This is a genomic window from Sulfurovum sp. (assembly GCF_049668085.1).
In the GTDB taxonomy this organism is placed as follows: Bacteria; Campylobacterota; Campylobacteria; order Campylobacterales; family Sulfurovaceae; genus Sulfurovum.
The window spans coordinates 1-17992 of the sequence record NZ_JBATIY010000084.1; the positions used below are offsets into that span (position 1 = coordinate 1).

Genomic DNA, 17992 nt, shown 5'->3' on the forward strand with positions numbered 1-17992 from the left:
AACACTCCTGCAAAAATAGTCAGTACCCAAGGGGTTTGCATCGCCGTTTGGATGTCTGCACCAACTAATCCAGCTACAACCCCTACTACAGTATATGTCAGAGCCATAGAAACGACATAGACCAAAGAAGTAAAAAATGCTTGAGCTACACTTGGTCGTTCGCTTCCCCCCTGCTGTGAAACAATGATCGAAGACAAGATAGGTATCATAGGGAAAATACATGGTGTCAAGGCCAACAATAAACCAAAAATAAAGAAAAGCAATAAAATAAAGAAAGAACTTTCATTGACCAATAAATCTGCTATTTTTGCAGTGTTTCCTTCTTTTAGAGATGTTGCTATCTTGTCAAATAGACCGAGTGCAGCCCCTTTAAACTCAAAGGTTTTTTTGATGGGCTGGTAACAAATGCCTGCATCTGAGCATCCTTGAAACTCTATCTCAAGTGTATAATCACCTTTGACCTGTGATTCTATCTCTTTGGTAGGGATCGATACGATCAATTCTTTTTCATATACTTTGTCACCCTCAAAATCATGTGGTTCAGGTTTTGTTACGGTAAGTTCAACAAGAGAAGGAGAGATAACTCTATAATGTAATGTATTTTCATAGACATGAATTTTGTCTGCCATAATGATCTTTGCTTCTATGACATCATCTTTAAGTACGGCAGTCACTTGAAATGCTTCTTCAGGTGATAAAAACTTTTGTTTTTTTAATGCACTGTCAAAACCTGCAGAGGCAAAGGTACCTAAAAGGAAACTCAATAAGAGTAACTTTTTTACTAAATAATTCATTTTCTCTCTTTTATAGTAAACTTTTATAGTATTCTATTGTACTATTTGTGTATAAGCTGTGTAATAGTAGCCAAAGTTGAATAATAAAAGCTAAACAAGCATTACATTTAAAGGTAAAAAATGTCAAATCATCTAAAAAATGAATACTCACCTTACTTACAGCAACATGCTGAAAACCCTGTAGAGTGGTATCCATGGGGCGAAGAAGCCTTTGAAAAAGCACATAAAGAGAATAAAGCAATTTTTCTCTCCATTGGGTACAGTTCTTGTCATTGGTGCCATGTAATGGAAGATGAATCTTTTAAAGATGAAGCGACTGCAAAGATCTTAAATGAACATTTTGTTGCGATCAAAGTAGACAGAGAAGAGCGTCCAGATATTGATAAGCACTTTCAAGAAGTCTATCAGCTGATGAATCAGCGCCCGGGAGGCTGGCCGACTTCTATCTTCTTGACACAAGATCAGAAACCTTTCTACTCAGCAACCTATATACCTGATGAACCACGCTATGGCATGATGAGTTTTTCAAGCCTCCTGGAAGTCATCGCTGACAAATATACTAAAGAAAAAGATCTGCTTACAGAGAAAGCCGATGAAATACTCCGTTTTCTCAATCCTAAAGAAGACAAGATACAAGCCACAAAACTGGACTTAAGTATTATCAATAGATTTTCAGACCAAGCCAAACAACTTTTTGACAACCAAAATGGTGGTTTTAACAAAGCCCCTAAGTTTCCGCAAGCCTCTATGCTTGACCTGCTTTTAGATGTATATCGTATCTCAGGAGACAAAGAGACACGTAATATGGCACTGCTTTCACTTACTTCTATGGCAAAAGGTGGTTTGAGGGATCTGATAGAGGGTGGTTTTTGCCGTTACTCTACAGACAATGAATGGCTCATACCCCATTTTGAAAAAATGACCTATGATAATGCGCTGCTTTCAGAGGTCTACCTTAAAGCCTATCATGTAAGTGGAGATAAGTTTTATAAGTCAGTGGCATTTGAAACCATAGACTTTATGATAAAAAATATGAGTGAAGATGCTCTTTTTTATTCTGCTTCTGACGCAGACACAGAAGGTGAAGAAGGAAAGTACTTTGTCTATACCTATGAAAAAGCTTTAAAATCTTTTACAAAAGCGGGTATTCCAACTAAAGAACATACAGCACTCGCTAAGGCACTACATATTACGGAAGAAGGAAACTTTGAAGGCAAGAATATCGTACGTGTTGATGATCCTGCTAACCATAATATCCCATATTATGATCAAGCGATAGAGGCACTCAAAAAACGAAGAGAAAAACGTACTTATCCTTTTATAGACAAGAAAGTACTTGTCTCATGGAATGCCATGATGATCAAAAGTCTTTTTAAAGCTAGCCGTGTTGATAATGCCTACCTCAAACCTGCTATTAAATCACTTGATGCCCTGCTAGAGAGTATGTATATTAACTCCGAGCTCTTTCACTCTACACTCATGGGTAAAAAACCAAAGATCAAAGCATTTTTGGAAGACTATGCATACCTTGCAGAAACTCTTCTAGAAGCCTATGAGAGTACACTGGATGAAACCTACCTCATCACAGCTACCAAACTCACCAACAGTGCCATAGAGAAATACTTTGTTCAAGGCAAATGGAAATTCTCACGTGGAGAGTTTGAAACGAATGCAGATATTTATGACAGTTCCTACCCTTCTTCAGTAGCAACCATGCTTTCCGTACTTCACAGTATCTCTTCTTTAGTTGACAGTGTCTATAAGAAGTTTGTCTTTAAAACACTAGAGATCTACTCTTATGATGTAATGCGACAACCGATCTCTACCCCACGGATGAGCCGTATGGTCATCCGCTATTTAAAAGATGACATTATCATCAAAGCCAAAGAAGAGAAATTGCAAACACGTATAAAAGATCTAGACACTCTCCCTCATCCTTTTTCTCTTTTGAAAAATGACACCAATGACGGATTTATGCTCTGTAATTCCAACAGCTGTTTTGGACATGAAAAAGATTTTGATGGAGTACTTGAGGTACTAAAACGAAGGTAATGCGTACCTTACTGCTTTTTCTTCTCCCGCTATTTGTAAGCAGTCAAGAGATGCTCACACGCACGCAGGCACTTATGGGAACCTATGTCTCCATTACACTGCCTAAAATACACAATAATCAGATATCTGAATCATTTAAAAAGATCAGGCAGATAGAGTCAGCACTTTCAAGTTATGATGAAAGTGCTGCGCTTTACAAACTGAATCAGACCTATCACATTGACTACAATGTTGACCTGGCAAAAGCGTTAAGAGCCTCTAAAGCACTCTATGATGAGACAGACGGCTATTTTGATGTGACGATCGGCTCTATTTCTAAAAAACTTTACCGTTTTGGTGAGGAAAACAGTACCATTCCTTCTCAAAAAGCCCTTAATGAAGCTGTGTTAAACATTGAAGAGATCAACGTAGGAAAAGAGACGATTAGCACCCAAAAGAATATTACTCTTGATCTTGGAGGGATGGGCAAAGGGTTTGGGGTTGATCATGTAGCCACTTATCTGCAAGAGCAGAACATTACCCAAGGCATCATCGCACTCTCTGGAGATATCCGTTGTTTGGACCTGTGTGAATTTGGACTACAGTCACCATTTCAATCCTCTCCCTTTGCGCTGCTACGCTCACGCATACCTCAACTTTCTATCTCGACTTCAGGTACCTACAGACGCTATGTACACTCACAAGAGCATCATCACCTCATCAATCCAAAGCGTGCTACTCAGGGTAAAATATTTGTCTCTGTCTCACTCTTTACAAAGGCTAATAACACAAAGATAGATGCCTATGCCACAGCCGTTTCGGTTATGCCAAAAGAGAAAGCGTTTACCTTTTTGAGGAAGCACAAAGAGATAGGCTATATTGTCATGACCCATGATGGCACCGTTCACTACGGGAATCTAGATGGACTTGTCTCTTTAGAGTGGTTAGAGAAGAGCGAAAATGCTACTAACAGCAATACAAAAACAAACAATAATACAAAAGCAGCCATCAAAAGTAATTTAATCCATCCTGATGAGAACAAACCAAATGAGATCGAAAAATAGGCCAAAATATTTGCAAACGCCATGATAAACAACAAGATGGAGATTTTTTTGGAAAATGCTTTCGAGACCTTTGTACTAAAAAGTAAAAAGTGTGCCACAAGAAAGATAAGCATTCCTATACTCACCAGATGCGGGGTTGCAACCTCCATCAGACCATAGATGGACTTTGAAACAGGCACATGTATCATATTATCCAGTGTCGTACTGATACCCTCCTCTCCTAATCCTTGAGAAAGCAAAAAGAGCCAAATACCAGAGAATAAAATAGCCACAGTATATAGTAGCATATAGATTATGGGGATTTTATAAAGGTATAAGTTTTTCATAAAGTGAACAATCTTTTCATAATGCGAAGTGCAAAAAAGATCGCCAAAAGGTGTCCTGCTAAAAACGCAAAGATCCATACATATACAAATAACAGCGTACCCATATATGACACAAGTAACATCAACGGTGTCGCCAGTCCAATGATGAATATCAGATGTATAAGCCATTTTGTTGTTTTTTCTTCAGAAAAAAGTCGTATATACATAGTAGAGAGTATCATCAATGTAAAAAGTGACATAAATAGATCAATATGCACTTGAAGTAAAAGCGTATCAAGCAAGATCGGTTCTATAAACTCCTCTGCATTTCCATAGAGTGTGCTGGAGATAGTTGAGACATCACTTCCTATAAGCAAACCATGCAAGATCACATCAAAAAGCAGGTAGAAAAAGAGTGCTGCTGAGACACCCGTCATCAGTGTGTTCAGTAATGTAGAGTGCTCCAGGTCTTTACTGATAACAAACTTCATCTACTTACTCTTTAAGATGGTCTCATAGAGCGCTCTAGCTACCCGAGCACCTTCAGTAATAGATCGTGCAGAAAGTGTTGAACCACTGATCGTAGGAATATCTTTCCCAACTGTAAGTTTTGTTGTTCCACCTTTGTTTTGAAGTTGACTCATCCACGTATTACTTGGTATATACTCCGGCGGTTCTCCAAATGCCATAATTTCTGTAAATTTTAAAGTGCCGGAGTTGTCAAATGCATAAAGTACTGTAGCCTTCTTCGCTCTCACTTTTCTTGAGATAAGTACAGCATACCCTAATCTTTTTGTCTTACTTTTTATATCGTAGTAACGATAAATTTTAGTTCTCACAGCTGCTTTTGCTCTCGATTTCACCTGAGAAAACTGTTTTTTTGTCAGTATGATCTGCTTAGGGTCAATAGTGCTAACACCGGTAAATGAAGATTTTATCACATCATCAACAGATGTATTCGCTTTAGCAACACTCATTGGGGACAGAAGTATCCCCAAAAGCAGTATAAAAAAGATTTTTTTCATTGTGTATCCACGTATTAAAATATAAAGCCTAGACCAAAAGAAAATGTATTGTTATCTACATTATTCACTTCTTTCATTGCATAGTCAGCCTTAAGAACCACCTGATCTGCGGGGAAGAAATTTAATCCGATTGTAACAATTTCTGTCTGAAACTCGTCTTCATTCAATCCATCTACAGTCTTTTCTACTGGGTTATAGTTTTGGTATTGGGCAAAGACCGGTAATGTGTAATTAAGTCCCACTAAAGAAGAGATATCATAAGATGCATTTGCATAATATCCGCTTGCTTTTTCAACCGCTGCAGCGCTTAATTTTTCTGCACCGTCCAAGTTGCTCTGTGTGTAAAGTCCATACGCAGAGAATGGGCCGTTATCATAGATTGCATGGATATCAAACATTGTTGTTGTAAGTCCAGATATATCAGTATCGTCTTTAGTATTTGAACCTCCGCCATAATAGACAGAGGCACCGACCATAAGTCCATTGATACCTGTGTAATCAACACGACCAACAAAAGCAGGATCAAATGATGCATCCTTACTGGAACCGAGTCTCCCCTCTCTTATCCAAGAGCCACTTGGTGTTTTGGTGTCATCATTATTTAAATTCAATGCATTTACCACACCTGCTGTATACTCAATATCTGCATTCTCAAATCTACCATAGACAAGAGCTCCATTTTCATGCCAAGTGCTAGGGAGAAGGTATTTCTCAATTTCCGGTCTTTGCACAGTGTTAAAGAGTGTAGGCTCATGTCTAAGGTTCACAATTCCCATAGGTACAAGTACATGTCCAAGTCTTAAATTTGCTTCCTGACTAAGTAAAAAGTCAAGATAGAAAAACTCTACAACTACTTTACCGCCATCATTGGAATCAGCTCCATGTTCAAACTCTATCTCTGTATTCAGTACGATCCAGTCATTAAATTTATATCCAAAATAAGTGATAAATCTATAGACATCTGCATAGTCGTCCGTCCCTTCAGGATTTGCATAAAACATTTCACCATACCCCCCTATAGAGAGTGGATTTTTTGAAAAATACACTTTGGAGGCTGCTGGTCCCATACCATTATATGATTTATCTGTATCAACCAGTGTAAATCCAGCTGTTTGTGAAGCTAAAATCTCTTCTGTCAATACACTGTTTTGTTCCTCAAGTGCTTGAACTCTCTCTTCTAATGATGAAGCATAAACTCCTGTTGCCAATATAGTAGATAAGCTTAATGCTGTAGTTAATCTTTTCATTTGTAATTCCTTGTTTAAATATTGATAATAATTATCGTGATCGCAAATTATCGTATCTTAACTTAAACAATTATTAAAATGATAATAATTATTAATATATAAAAAATTATTATATAAGTCTATAAATTTTTGAAAATTTATATGCAATCTATCACAATGAAAAAGAATTTTGCTTAATAAGAGCAAATTCATATAACTTCATAAAAATATCATAGGTAAAATATACCTATCATTTTGTAGTGAACTTCAACATTCATAGTGAAATGAGGAAGCCCTACTTATATAGGTCAGTTATTTAAAAGTGGGAAGAAAGAGATATATATGCTTTTTTATAAAAGAAAAGATAGTTTGAATAGGCATAGACTAATCTTATAATAGATATAATCCCAATCATGATGAAAGAAAGCCTTAAAATATTTTCAGGGGACCTAAAAAACTCTTTTAGAGATCTCCTTCCTATTATCATTGTTGTTGCACTATTTCAAGGGGTTATCATCCGTACTGTGCCGGATAATCTCATCTCTATTGTCATAGGACTCACTATCGTTGCAGTAGGGTTGGCACTCTTTATCCGTGGTCTTGAATTGGGTATCTTCCCCATAGGTGAAGGATTGGCTGTTGACTTTGCCAAAAAAGGTTCACTTTTCTGGTTGCTGGCTTTTGCATTTACCATTGGGTTTTCAACCACTGTAGCAGAACCTGCTCTTATAGCGATAGCTGACAAAGCAGCAGTAATCAGTGATGGTAGAGTAGATGCATTTTTTCTGCGTATGACCGTTGCTTTTTCAGTTGGTTTTGCCATAGCCCTTGGTACTTACCGTATCCTTGTTGGTCATCCTATACAATACTATATCATCAGCGGATATATCATAGTGGTAGTGATCACCTTCTTTGCACCAAGAGAGATCATAGGCCTAGCATATGACTCTGGTGGTGTCACCACTTCAACAGTAACCGTACCGCTTGTCGCTGCTTTGGGAATTGGGCTTGCCTCTAGTATCAAAGGTCGAAACCCTGCCATTGACGGTTTTGGTCTGATAGCATTTGCCTCACTTATGCCTATGATATTTGTACAGGCCTATGGCATCCTAGTCTACTCCACATCCGCTACCGCTACAAAAGCTGTAGAGGTTGCAACTAAAGTTGTAGAGAAAGGAAAGGCAGTAGCATATCATTTTGACTGGATGAACATCTTCTGGGAACTGATAAATACCATTTTAGATGTGATACCCATACTCACAGTGATCTTCTTTTTTCAATATTTGGTCATTCGTAAATCTGTAGCACATTTACATAAGATCATAGTAGGGATCATACTGGTGATACTGGGGCTTTATGCTTTTATAGTAGGACTTGAAATGGGGCTCTTCCCTATAGGTGAGACCATAGCCTACCAACTGACTAATATGGATAACTACTTACTTATCTATCTTTTTGCTTTTCTCATAGGTTTTTCTACCACTATGGCAGAGCCTGCTCTTCTAGCCATAGCTATCAAAGCAGAAGAAATAAGTGAAGGGAACATTAAACAAAATATTCTTAGAATGGTAGTAGCATTTGGTGTTGCTATTGGTATTGCTTTGGGTTCTTATCGTATAGTAGCAGGTGATCCGATACACTACTATATCATTGTAGGATATATATTTGTCATCATGTTTACCTATTTTGCACCAAAATATATCATACCTATTGCATATGACAGTGGAGGTGTTACCACATCCACAGTTACTGTACCGTTAGTGGCTGCATTAGGCTTGGGTCTGGCAGAAAATCTAGAGTGGTGTGATCCGCTTATCGATGGGTTTGGGCTCATCGCCTTTGCATCACTCTTCCCTATGCTTACTGTAATGGGCTACGGTATACATGCAGAACGCTATAAAAAGAAGAAGCTCAAAGCAGAACAATCTACAAATGAAGGAGAAGCATCATGAAATTCACAGCACTTATCGCGATCATTGAAGATAAAGATGAAGAAGCAGCTATAGAAACGGCTAAAGAAGCCGGTGCAGGTTCGGTGACCATCATACATGGTAAAAGTATCGGACTTGAGGAGAAAAAAGTTTTCTTTGGTCTGACACTAGAAGAGAATGTATCAGTTTTACTCTTTGTCATGCCAAGGAAACTTTCACTACAGGTGATGCGGGAACTTCGTAGTAAGTTTGATCTTGACAATCCGGATACTATTGGTTTAGCATTCACTATGCCATTAAGTCATGTAGCCGGACTTGACACAAAAGAGTTGCACAAATTTGAACATGACATCAAATCGATGATATAAAGGAGAAACAAATGTTAGTAGAAAATGTAATGACACAAAAAGAGAAGTTGATAGTGATCTCAGCTATGTCAACGGTTAGAGAAGCTTTGAGTTTAATGAAAGCACATCAAGTACGTTCTGTTATTGTAGATAAAGGGACTAAAGATGGTGCGTATGGGCTTGTGACATTCAAAAACATTTTACAAAGTATTGTTGCTGAAGATGGAGATATCGACCTTCTCAATGTGTATGATATTGCATCAACTCCAGCCTTTTCCGTCTCCGCAAAACTTGATGTAAAGTATGCTGCAAGAATGATGGTACAGAACAGTATCAAACGTCTACTTGTTCTTGATAACAATGAACTACACGGTATCCTAACCATGACCGATATCATTGGTATCCTTATGGATAGTGTAGAATAAATTTATTTTTTCACAGCAGGAAAGGTCAGTATGAATGTACTACCTTCCCCTTTTTTAGACTCTAGTCCTAATTTGATATTATATTTTTTACAAATAGAAAGTACGATATTCAAACCAATCCCAAAGCCTCCACGCTCCTCATTTTCTCTATGATATCGAGTAAAAATATCATCTTGAACTTTTTTGTCTATCCCGATCCCCGTATCTTTCACTTTTAAAACATTATCTTTAAGCGTGATCAAAATACTATCACCTATATCAGAATACTTGATAGCATTAGAAAGTAAATTGTCTATAAGTCGATAAGAAGATGTTTTAGGCATATAAACTTCTGTTGGGTCAAGATCAAGTGTGATGTGTAAACGTTTAGAATCTATCAGTTCTTTTACATATTCGACTCTCTCTTGGACAATATCAGCAAAACACAATAACTCTGAAGGCTCTACTTTTCCTTCAAGTCGATAAGTCAAAGAACTATACATCACAGACAGTCTTTTAGCACTGGCTTCTAAGCGTTTTAGTTTTTTAGGTTCTATATCTTTTAGAGACTGTATAGTCATTAAAATAGCTGAGATTGGTGTGTTGAGTTCATGGGTCGTATCTGAAATAAAATTATCCAAAGATTCTATTTGTTCCCTCACCGGTCTTAAAAAAAGCCGTCCTAGGAAATACCCTACTATTCCCATCAATATATAGGAGAAGACCAAGTAACCTATGATCTTTATACGTAACTGCTGTAACGTATTGGAAAGATCATTTTCTTTTAACACAATATAATGTACACCTAAATGACTGCTCTTATCTTCAGTTACGGTGTAGCAACTCTTATCTTTAATGAAAAAATCTTTATCTGTCACTTCAAAATCATCAATTTCAGTATAGATAGGTTTTTTATCCTTATCATAATATCCTACTTGGAATCGGCAATGTTTTAACTCTTTTAAGAAATGGTTTCGACTTATCGTATCCATGACACCTTTTGTATCATTTTCCATAGCTCTCATCACAATGGACGAAGATAACATACGGCCTTGATACATCATTTCAAATTTCATAGCGCTTTGCATTGAAGTACGATTATTTTCAAAGAAAAGGTAGCCAATAATAGCGAGTAGTATAAATACTGATATTAGATAAACGGCTAAAAAACTAAAAAGTGATTTACGCTCATACGATGTTAAAACGATAACCTTCTCCTTTTATATTTTCAAAATATTCTTTTACAAACATTTTTCTCAAATTTTTTATATAGGTACGTATGGTCGCATGTGCAGGAACATTTTCATCATCCCATATATTTTCTATGATCTCGTCACAAGAGATGATCTTTCCTGTATTACGAATAAAATATTCTAAAACCTGTGCCTCTTTTTGTCTCATTTCTATCACACCGTCATTGACAAAAATCTGATGTGCCTTAGGGATGAACTTCATCCCATCAAACTCTATCTCTTCTTGTAAACGGTAGATCCTTATAATATGTTCTATGCGTGCATTGAGTTCTTCAAGTTCAAAAGGTTTTTTGAGGTAGTCATCTGCACCAAGATCAAATCCTTTTTTAAGATCATCGATCCCCGCAAGAGATGTGATGTATATAGCTGGAGTAGTATTGCCTATATCACGGAGGTATGAGAGTATTTCAAAGCCATCAATATTGGGAACATTTACATCTAAAAGCAGTAGTTCATAAGAACTCGAACCTATTGCATCCAATGCTTTTTCACCATCAAAAAAACACTCTACTTCATACCCTTTTTCTATGAGAAATTCTTCTATGATCTCCTGTAAGATCACATCGTCTTCAAGCAATAATATCTTCATACCAAACCTTTAATATAAATCGATCATATATTCTATCATACTCTTTGTGTAGAGGAGTACACAAAGAGTTTATGCTATAATCCCCTCATATCAAGGATCAACAATTCAGTACAGGGAAGCACTACATGCCAAGTCACAAAAAATTAACACTCTATTCGATCATCACTTTGGTTTTATTATCAGGATGCACACAAGTGGTAACAGCCCCTATTGATATTGCAGGTTCTGTTGTAGGTGCAACCATAGATGTTACAGGTTCTGCCATTGGTGCAGTTGCAGGTTCAGACGATGAAGAGGAAGAAGATTAATATCTCTGCGCGTTCTTAAATTCGGAAATCTCACTCTCTACCATCTCATCTATCATTCTGACATAAAGATCATTGATAAGATTAGGAGACAATCCAAGAGAAATAGCTTGTTCTCTTACATGAGCGATCACATCGTCTATTCTCTCCTCTGCTTTGACCTCTGCTACACTTGTTTTAAAGTGGGCTATCTGTTTAATATATTCATTTCGTTTGGCTATTAACTCAACGATCTCTTTATCTACGCTATCTATTTCATTTCTTGCTTCTTCAAGTGTGGTACACTTTTTAATTTCCATTATTATATCCTTAATTATGTCTCTATACTAGCTGTATTATAGCCTAAAAATATTCGAAATATATTTTGGATATATTGGATATAATTGTTATATGAAAAACAAAAAATATTTATTTCTAGCTTGTTTAAATACTACTGTTCTCTTGAGTAATCCTTTAAATACTCCAGATGATACAAATAGAACAAAAAGTCAAGAATGGATTCTTTTACCTTATGCATTTTCGAGTGATTCCACTGGTCTTGCAGGGGGAATAAGTGTAATAAAGGAAGGTTTATTTCAACCACAAACTACATTAATTGCTACTATATTTACAGGATTACCTAAGGATATCATTATCAATGGACAACCGGATGAAGCCGCTTTTTCTGGTGGATTCATCGCACTAGCAGACTATAAAGTCCCCTATACAGATAGACTCTTCTTTTCATTTATGGGTCTCAAAAGTTATTTTCCAAAAACACATTACTATATAGACGGTTCCAATAACTCAAATAAAGATGATGCCTATATCTCTTCAGGAGACACAAACTTTTTTGCTGCGACTTTAAAATATACTCTTCCTATTGGAGAAGGCAAAGAAAACCCTGATAATCTTTATACTTTGGAAAACGGTTTTTGTGTGGGTAGAGATGGATGTGGCAATGGTATACCCTTCGTAACAGGCCGAACATTTGTAGGACTAAAAGCATTTTTTCAAACCGATAATACAGACAACACTGACATGTGGAAAGACAGTATTTGGTGGAAAAATGGGACAGATGTACCAACATGGAATACCAATGGACTGAGACTTTTTCTTACCCATGACAATACAGATTTTGAAGTGAATCCAACTAGAGGATACCATTTCCAGCTACAATACTCAAAAGACTTTGGCAAAGGAGATTCACTACAAAGCTGGGATTTCTTAGAGTTTAAATACAATCATTATTTTGATCTTGATACATTCTCTTTTACCCAGCAAAATGTCCTTGCACTAAGTATGTGGACTGGATACTCTTTCTCTTGGGACAATGATCAAGAGATCTCTCCAGGTTTTAATGCACATCGTCCTCCTATGTGGGAGGGTGCTAGATTAGGAGGATTCAACCGGATGAGAGGCTATGATATGAACCGGTTTTCTGATAAAGCAGTATTTTATGCTGCTGCAGAGTATAGGGCTATCATTAAATACAACCCCCTAAAAGATAGCACTTGGTTCCCAGCTAAAGTAGAGTGGTTTCAAGTGGTTCCATTTGTAGAAGTAGGTAGAGTACATGATGAATACGATCTTGATCTTTTAAATGATATGAAATATGATGTTGGTATCAGTTTGCGTGCTCTTGTAAGTGAATTGCCAATACGACTTGAAGTTGCCTATGGGGAAGAAGGTACCTACATGTGGCTAATGGCGCAGCAACCATTTGATTTTTAGTTTCCTTTACAATAATCCTCAAAATAAAAAATAATCGTTTTTTATTTTCAATTTTATCATTAGGGGCAAAGCCCCTATGAATTGAAACAGAGTCTTACTCTACTTCAGCATCGATAACATCGTCATCGTCTGCTTTTTTTGCTTCCGGGTTTGCGCCGCCTTGTTCTTTAGCATACATAGCTTCCGCCAGTTTATGACTTTTTTCAGTCAAAGTTTTCACTTTTTCTTCTATCTGCTCTTTTGTTGCAGAGTCATCTTTAAGTGTCTCTTCAAGATCAGTAATAGCAGCTTCTATACTCTCTTTTTCTGCAGCATCAAAGTTCTCACCTAGATCAGTCAATGACTTTCTTGTTTGGTGAACCAATGCATCAGCCTGGTTTCTTGCTTCAACTACTTCTTTTCTTTTCTCATCTTCAGCTTTGTTCGCTTCAGCATCTTGAACCATTTTTTCGATCTCTTCATCAGAAAGTCCTGACGAACCAGTGATCTTGATCTCTTGAGATTTTCCAGTACCTTTGTCACTCGCAGAAACAGTTAAGATACCATTCGCATCGATGTCAAATGTAACTTCGATCTGTGGTACCCCTCTTGGCGCTGCAGGAATATCTCTAAGCTCGAACATACCAAGTGATTTGTTATCTTTAGAAAACTCTCTTTCACCTTGAAGTACATGGATGCTAACCGCTGGCTGGTTATCTTCAGCAGTTGAGAATACTTGTGATTTCTTCGCAGGAATAGTCGTTCCTTTTTCGATCACTTTCGTTGTTACTCCACCTAATGTTTCGATACCAAGACTCAATGGTGTTACATCAAGTAAAAGTACATCTTTCACATCACCTGCAAGTACACCACCTTGGATAGCCGCACCAAGTGCAACAACTTCATCCGGGTTAACAGATTTGTTAAGCTCTTTACCAAAGAATTTTTTCATCTCTTCTTGAACCAATGGTACTCTTGTAGAACCACCAACCATAACAACTTCATTGATATCAGAAGTGCTAAGACCGGCATCTTTAAGTACACCTTGTACCGTTTTGATCGTACTAGCTACCAGGTCACCGATGAGTGACTCAAATTTTGCTCTAGTGATTTTTGTCACTAAGTGTTTTGGTCCTGATGCATCTGCTGTGATAAACGGAAGGTTAATCTCAGTCTCCGTTGATGAAGAAAGCTCTTTTTTTGCTGTCTCTGCCGCATCTTTAACCCTTTGAAGTGCCATCACATCCGCTTTTACATCGATACCTGTCTCAGCTTTAAACTCATCTGCAACAAAATCGATAATTCTGTTATCAAAGTCATCACCACCAAGGAATGCATCTCCTCCTGTTGCCATAACTTCAACAACACCATCACCTGTTTCAAGTGCAGTAACATCAAATGTACCACCACCAAGGTCATATACTACGATCTGCTCTGATTCTTTTTTATCAAGACCGTATGCAAGTGCTGCTGATGTTGGTTCATTAATAATACGAAGCACATTAAGACCCGCGATCGTTCCCGCTTCTTTTGTTGCTTTTCTTTGTGCGTCATTGAAATATGCAGGTACAGTAACAACAGCATCAGTGATAGTCTCACCAAGGTATGCCTCTGCATCTTCTTTCATTTTCATAAGTACTTTTGCAGAGATCTCTTGAGGTGTATACGTTTTATCTGCTACTTCAATTGCACATGCACCAGCTCTATCTATAATATGGTATGGAAGCTTGCTTTGCGCCTCTTTAGCCTTATCTTCACTCATCATCAGACCCATAATTCTCTTAATAGAGTAAATTGTCTTTTCTGGGTTTGTGATCGCTTGTCTTTTTGCAGACTCACCTACGAGTACTTCACCTTTATCTGTAAACGCAACGATAGAAGGTGTAGTATTTTTACCTTCTTTGTTAGCGATGATCTTTGCTTCACCATTTTCAAACACTGCCATTGCAGAGTTTGTTGTTCCTAAATCTATTCCTAATACTTTTGCCATATTAAATCCTTAACTATTCTATTTTATTTTTATTTACAGGTAGAAACCATCGCTGGTCTCAAAATACGATCTTTTATCGTATACCCTTTTTGCATCACTTGAACTACATCACCTGTTTCATGCGCATCACTGTCGACTTGCATAATGGCTTGATGTACTTCCGGATCAAATTGACCTTCACAGTCCACCGCTTTAATGTGATTTTTTTCTAAAACCTTTTTGAGTTGTTCATGCGTAAGATTTACACCCTCTTTCATCTTTTCCAAGACTTCCGAGCCGTCTTCACTCTCTTCCATTGATGCCAATGCATTCTCAAAAGAGTCCATGACCGCCAAAATATCTTTTGCAAAACTTTCGTTTGCATAAGATACTGCATTCATTTTATCTTTCTCTAAACGTTTTTTAGAGTTTTCAAAGTCAGCATGCGCCCTAAGATATTTATCTTTGTAGTCCGCAGCTTCTGCAAGAGCAGCTTCAAGAGGATCAACTTCTACAGTTCCTTCTGCTTCTATTTGCTCTTCTTCTTCCTGAGACTCTTCAAGATCTTCATTCTCTTGACTCATTTACAGACCTCCTTATGTTATAAATATTGCATCTTAATATCTAATGCTTAAAATGATTATACAACATTGAGTGTATGTTTGTCAAGTAATAGTTGAGTGAAACTGACTAAACTTAATAAAAAGTGCAGATTGATAGCTTTCAATAGTATGTATAAACTAAAATTAAAAGGGTTTATAAGTGGTAACGCAAGAAAGATTTATCAGCCAAAAGGCTGATAAGGAATGAGATATTAGTTTCTGATACCAAGATCTGATTTGATAGTGTTCCATCTAGCAAGATCTGTATTCTTAAGATATCTCATAAGTCTTCTTCTTTGACCTACTAGTTTAAGTAGTCCAAGTCTTGAAGAGTGATCTTTTTTATTTGTTTTAAGGTGATCTGTTAAGTATGTAATTCTCTCTGTGATAAGAGCTACTTGTACTTCTGTAGAACCTGTATCGCCGTTTCCTCTAGCATATTTAGCAATTATTTCTGCTTTTTTCGCCTGATCTAAAGCCATAATGACCTCCTGATTGGTATAAAATCTCCAAAATTTACTTTGGGAACGCAATCATATCATAATAAGCTTAGATAACTATTGATTCATTTCATGCCTACTTTAATATAAATTAGAGTAAAATACTCCTAATTAAGTGAAAGGCTCTATTATGTTATTAACCCGTGCAAGTGAGTATGCTCTACTCTCTTTAGATGTTATACGAAAATCTGACAGTCCTATTGGTGCAGAACAGTTGGCAACTGAACTCTGTATCCCTAAAAGCTTTCTTGCAAAGATCTTACAAAATCTTGCAAAACAAGGAATCCTTGAATCACGTAAAGGAGCACATGGTGGATTTATCTTGGCTCAAGATGTCAATGAGATCAGTGTAAGTCATATCATCTTTGCTGCTGAAGGTAAGTCTCCAGCTGTGTTTGACTGTACAACTATAAATAACTGTCCTAATGGAACCATTGGAACTTGTGCCATCTCACCTTTTCTCATGAATTTCCAAACAAAAATAGATGACTTTTTAAATGGTTTAACGCTAGGTGACATACTTTAAGCCACACTAGCTACTCCTCCTTAGGGTCGATTCTATCGACCCTACAAGTACTTCATTGTATAATGCACTTATATTTTAACCTCAAAAAGGCATATTTTTATGAAACAACATGTTTACCACCTCTCACATATAGACCTTGACGGCTATGGTTGTCAATACCTCTCCCAACAATGTTTCGACACCATCGACTGCTATAATGCAAACTATGGTCCAGAAGTGCCGGCAAGAATGGGTGAGATCGTTAAAAAGATAGAACAAGATAAGTTCTTACATGGAGATGAGATCGAGGCACTTATTCTCATTACAGACCTTAACCTCACAACAAAAGAAGGTACTTGGATAGAAAAAGAAGCTGTACGTATCGGTGCGAAACTTCAACTACTTGACCACCATGCTACAGGAGCTTCCGCTGCTGAACGTTTTGCATGGTATAAGCTTGATACAACACGTTGTGCAACACTCATTACCTATGAATGGCTTCAACAACATTATGGTTTTGATAAAAACAATGACTTAGCCACTATCGTACAAGCGATCAATGCTATAGACATTTGGTTAAGTGATGATGCACTGTTTGAATATGGGAAAGTCATGCTTGGAATGATCTCTGGAGCAAGAGAAGTAAACCGTATCTTATTCCCTGCCCAAGACAGAGCCTTCAAACTCTCCCTTATTGAAGCAGCAAAACAAAGAGTCAATGAGGAAGATGCTCCAATCAAACTTGATGATGATCTACACCAGATCAAAAAAGCATTTTTCAAACAAGCAGAAAATAACACCAAAGACAACCTTGTTGCCTATTATGTCACAGACCTTTTGACTGCAGATAAACAACGTTTGACGATACACTATAAAGAATATAAAGGTATCCTTGGTTACAACGTAGGCAACACATCCATTATTGGCAATGCTTGTATGGTAGAAAATGATGACTATGACTTTTATATGGATATTAACTTTAGAGGAAACTTTTCACTTAGAAGTAATAACAAACTAGATGTCTCAAAAATGGCCTCTCACATCGGAAATGGTGGAGGGCATCCTAATGCAAGTGGTGGTAAAGTAGAAGGGTACAAAGATTCGTTTGTCTATGCAGATGTACGAAAATTCGTACAAGAGTATATTGACAAAAAATGTCAATAGATCCTTCTTCACTGATCTTTATATTAAATCTTCACTCTCGCCTCTAATGCACGCGAGAGTGACATCACATCTATGTTCTCTAATTCTACTCCTGTAGGTACACCTTGGGCTATCTTTGTGAAATGTATATCAAGACCTTTTAACTTATCTTCTATATAGAGTATCATGGTATCTGTAGCAATACTTGGAGGAAAAGCGAAAATCATTTCAGATACTCCCTCTACTGCATAAAACAAATGAGCTTCATCGAGATCACGTACTTCTGTCACTACATAGTAGACACCAT

19 protein-coding genes and 1 pseudogene are annotated in these 17992 nt (G+C 37.2%); 9 read left to right on the forward strand and 11 right to left on the reverse strand.

Features of this window, described 5'->3' with window-relative positions:
• Positions 1-794, reverse strand: a 794-nt coding sequence (locus WBM70_RS05230; protein WP_424557458.1) for a protein-disulfide reductase DsbD domain-containing protein, incomplete at its 3' end; no start/stop codon positions are given.
• A 120-nt stretch (positions 795-914) separates the two neighbouring features.
• Between WBM70_RS05230 and WBM70_RS05235 the strand changes: the two genes are divergently transcribed.
• A complete protein-coding gene (locus WBM70_RS05235) occupies positions 915-2846 on the forward strand; it encodes a thioredoxin domain-containing protein (protein WP_424557459.1) in 1932 nt (643 codons plus the stop codon).
• Complete coding sequence (locus WBM70_RS05240; RefSeq protein ID WP_424557460.1) at positions 2846-3889, forward strand: FAD:protein FMN transferase; 1044 nt, start codon at positions 2846-2848, stop codon at positions 3887-3889. The genes WBM70_RS05235 and WBM70_RS05240 overlap by 1 nt, the downstream gene beginning before the upstream one ends.
• A gap of 322 nt (positions 3890-4211) precedes the next feature.
• On the opposite strand, the gene WBM70_RS05245 is transcribed toward WBM70_RS05240, so the two are convergent.
• Genes WBM70_RS05245 through WBM70_RS05255 form a run of 3 tightly spaced genes read right to left on the reverse strand, consistent with a single transcriptional unit; the run spans position 4212 to position 6466 of the window.
• A complete protein-coding gene (locus tag WBM70_RS05245) occupies positions 4212-4685 on the reverse strand; it encodes a hypothetical protein (RefSeq protein ID WP_424557461.1) in 474 nt (157 codons plus the stop codon).
• Positions 4686-5219, reverse strand: a complete 534-nt coding sequence (locus WBM70_RS05250; protein WP_424557462.1) for an FMN-binding protein — start codon at positions 5217-5219, stop codon at positions 4686-4688.
• A gap of 14 nt (positions 5220-5233) precedes the next feature.
• The gene (locus WBM70_RS05255; protein WP_424557463.1) at positions 5234-6466 is read right to left on the reverse strand and encodes a hypothetical protein; all 1233 of its coding nucleotides are present in this window, start codon (positions 6464-6466) and stop codon (positions 5234-5236) included.
• Between the two features lie 395 nt (positions 6467-6861).
• On the opposite strand from WBM70_RS05255, the gene WBM70_RS05260 reads away from it, so the two are divergent.
• From WBM70_RS05260 to WBM70_RS05270, 3 genes are read left to right on the forward strand one after another with little or no spacing between them, the layout of a single operon-like run.
• Positions 6862-8397 (forward strand): DUF1538 domain-containing protein, encoded by a 1536-nt coding sequence (locus tag WBM70_RS05260; RefSeq protein ID WP_424557476.1) that lies wholly within the window; start codon positions 6862-6864, stop codon positions 8395-8397.
• Complete coding sequence (locus tag WBM70_RS05265; RefSeq protein WP_424557464.1) at positions 8394-8744, forward strand: transcriptional regulator; 351 nt, start codon at positions 8394-8396, stop codon at positions 8742-8744. Before WBM70_RS05260 ends, WBM70_RS05265 begins: the two co-directional genes overlap by 4 nt.
• 11 nt (positions 8745-8755) lie before the next feature.
• On the forward strand, positions 8756-9148 hold the full coding sequence (locus WBM70_RS05270) for a CBS domain-containing protein (RefSeq protein WP_424557465.1): 393 nt from the start codon (positions 8756-8758) through the stop codon (positions 9146-9148).
• Between the two features lie 2 nt (positions 9149-9150).
• On the opposite strand, the gene WBM70_RS05275 is transcribed toward WBM70_RS05270, so the two are convergent.
• Positions 9151-10215, reverse strand: coding sequence for a sensor histidine kinase (locus tag WBM70_RS05275; RefSeq protein WP_424557466.1), 1065 nt, complete (start codon positions 10213-10215; stop codon positions 9151-9153).
• A gap of 100 nt (positions 10216-10315) precedes the next feature.
• Positions 10316-10969 carry a response regulator transcription factor gene (locus WBM70_RS05280; protein ID WP_424557467.1) on the reverse strand — a complete coding sequence of 218 codons (654 nt, stop codon included), beginning with the start codon at positions 10967-10969 and terminating at the stop codon, positions 10316-10318.
• Positions 10970-11094: 125 nt separating this feature from the next.
• Here WBM70_RS05280 and WBM70_RS05285 point away from each other — a divergent pair, with 125 nt between their 5' ends.
• Positions 11095-11277, forward strand: coding sequence for a DUF6726 family protein (locus tag WBM70_RS05285; protein ID WP_424557468.1), 183 nt, complete (start codon positions 11095-11097; stop codon positions 11275-11277).
• On the opposite strand, the gene WBM70_RS05290 is transcribed toward WBM70_RS05285, so the two are convergent.
• The gene (locus WBM70_RS05290; protein ID WP_424557469.1) at positions 11274-11573 is read right to left on the reverse strand and encodes a chorismate mutase; all 300 of its coding nucleotides are present in this window, start codon (positions 11571-11573) and stop codon (positions 11274-11276) included. The genes WBM70_RS05285 and WBM70_RS05290 overlap by 4 nt on opposite strands.
• 142 nt (positions 11574-11715) lie before the next feature.
• On the opposite strand from WBM70_RS05290, the gene WBM70_RS05295 reads away from it, so the two are divergent.
• The gene (locus WBM70_RS05295) at positions 11716-12987 is read left to right on the forward strand and encodes a BamA/TamA family outer membrane protein (RefSeq protein ID WP_424557470.1); all 1272 of its coding nucleotides are present in this window, start codon (positions 11716-11718) and stop codon (positions 12985-12987) included.
• 94 nt (positions 12988-13081) lie between these two features.
• Here the strand turns inward: WBM70_RS05295 and dnaK are convergent, their stop codons facing one another.
• The 3 genes from dnaK to rpsO form a co-directional block, all read right to left on the reverse strand.
• Positions 13082-14956, reverse strand: a complete 1875-nt coding sequence (dnaK, locus tag WBM70_RS05300; RefSeq protein WP_424557471.1) for a molecular chaperone DnaK — start codon at positions 14954-14956, stop codon at positions 13082-13084.
• Between the two features lie 29 nt (positions 14957-14985).
• Entirely contained in the window at positions 14986-15519 is a 534-nt protein-coding gene (grpE, locus tag WBM70_RS05305) for a nucleotide exchange factor GrpE (protein ID WP_424557472.1), read from the reverse strand.
• A 230-nt stretch (positions 15520-15749) separates the two neighbouring features.
• The gene (gene rpsO / locus WBM70_RS05310; RefSeq protein ID WP_424557473.1) at positions 15750-16019 is read right to left on the reverse strand and encodes a 30S ribosomal protein S15; all 270 of its coding nucleotides are present in this window, start codon (positions 16017-16019) and stop codon (positions 15750-15752) included.
• 148 nt (positions 16020-16167) lie between these two features.
• On the opposite strand from rpsO, the gene WBM70_RS05315 reads away from it, so the two are divergent.
• A complete protein-coding gene (locus tag WBM70_RS05315; protein WP_424557474.1) occupies positions 16168-16563 on the forward strand; it encodes an RrF2 family transcriptional regulator in 396 nt (131 codons plus the stop codon).
• 99 nt (positions 16564-16662) lie between these two features.
• Positions 16663-17706, forward strand: a complete 1044-nt coding sequence (locus WBM70_RS05320) for a DHH family phosphoesterase (protein WP_424557475.1) — start codon at positions 16663-16665, stop codon at positions 17704-17706.
• Positions 17707-17729: 23 nt separating this feature from the next.
• On the opposite strand, the pseudogene WBM70_RS05325 reads toward WBM70_RS05320, so the two are convergent.
• A pseudogene (locus WBM70_RS05325) lies at positions 17730-17992 on the reverse strand (recombination mediator RecR); the annotation flags it as partial.

Bases quoted from the DNA above. Each gene is read 5' to 3' on its own strand.
- WBM70_RS05250 (WP_424557462.1), bottom strand. From the start codon at position 5,219: ATGAAAAAAATCTTTTTTATACTGCTTTTGGGGATACTTCTGTCCCCA.
- WBM70_RS05280 (WP_424557467.1), bottom strand. From the start codon at position 10,969: ATGAAGATATTATTGCTTGAAGACGATGTGATCTTACAGGAGATCATA.
- WBM70_RS05260 (WP_424557476.1), top strand. From the start codon at position 6,862: ATGAAAGAAAGCCTTAAAATATTTTCAGGGGACCTAAAAAACTCTTTT.
- WBM70_RS05320 (WP_424557475.1), top strand. From the start codon at position 16,663: ATGAAACAACATGTTTACCACCTCTCACATATAGACCTTGACGGCTAT.
- WBM70_RS05255 (WP_424557463.1), bottom strand. From the start codon at position 6,466: ATGAAAAGATTAACTACAGCATTAAGCTTATCTACTATATTGGCAACA.
- WBM70_RS05275 (WP_424557466.1), bottom strand. From the start codon at position 10,215: ATGCAAAGCGCTATGAAATTTGAAATGATGTATCAAGGCCGTATGTTA.
- WBM70_RS05240 (WP_424557460.1), top strand. From the start codon at position 2,846: ATGCGTACCTTACTGCTTTTTCTTCTCCCGCTATTTGTAAGCAGTCAA.
- WBM70_RS05290 (WP_424557469.1), bottom strand. From the start codon at position 11,573: ATGGAAATTAAAAAGTGTACCACACTTGAAGAAGCAAGAAATGAAATA.
- WBM70_RS05285 (WP_424557468.1), top strand. From the start codon at position 11,095: ATGCCAAGTCACAAAAAATTAACACTCTATTCGATCATCACTTTGGTT.
- dnaK (WP_424557471.1), bottom strand. From the start codon at position 14,956: ATGGCAAAAGTATTAGGAATAGATTTAGGAACAACAAACTCTGCAATG.
- WBM70_RS05245 (WP_424557461.1), bottom strand. From the start codon at position 4,685: ATGAAGTTTGTTATCAGTAAAGACCTGGAGCACTCTACATTACTGAAC.
- WBM70_RS05315 (WP_424557474.1), top strand. From the start codon at position 16,168: ATGTTATTAACCCGTGCAAGTGAGTATGCTCTACTCTCTTTAGATGTT.
- WBM70_RS05235 (WP_424557459.1), top strand. From the start codon at position 915: ATGTCAAATCATCTAAAAAATGAATACTCACCTTACTTACAGCAACAT.
- WBM70_RS05270 (WP_424557465.1), top strand. From the start codon at position 8,756: ATGTTAGTAGAAAATGTAATGACACAAAAAGAGAAGTTGATAGTGATC.
- WBM70_RS05265 (WP_424557464.1), top strand. From the start codon at position 8,394: ATGAAATTCACAGCACTTATCGCGATCATTGAAGATAAAGATGAAGAA.
- rpsO (WP_424557473.1), bottom strand. From the start codon at position 16,019: ATGGCTTTAGATCAGGCGAAAAAAGCAGAAATAATTGCTAAATATGCT.
- grpE (WP_424557472.1), bottom strand. From the start codon at position 15,519: ATGAGTCAAGAGAATGAAGATCTTGAAGAGTCTCAGGAAGAAGAAGAG.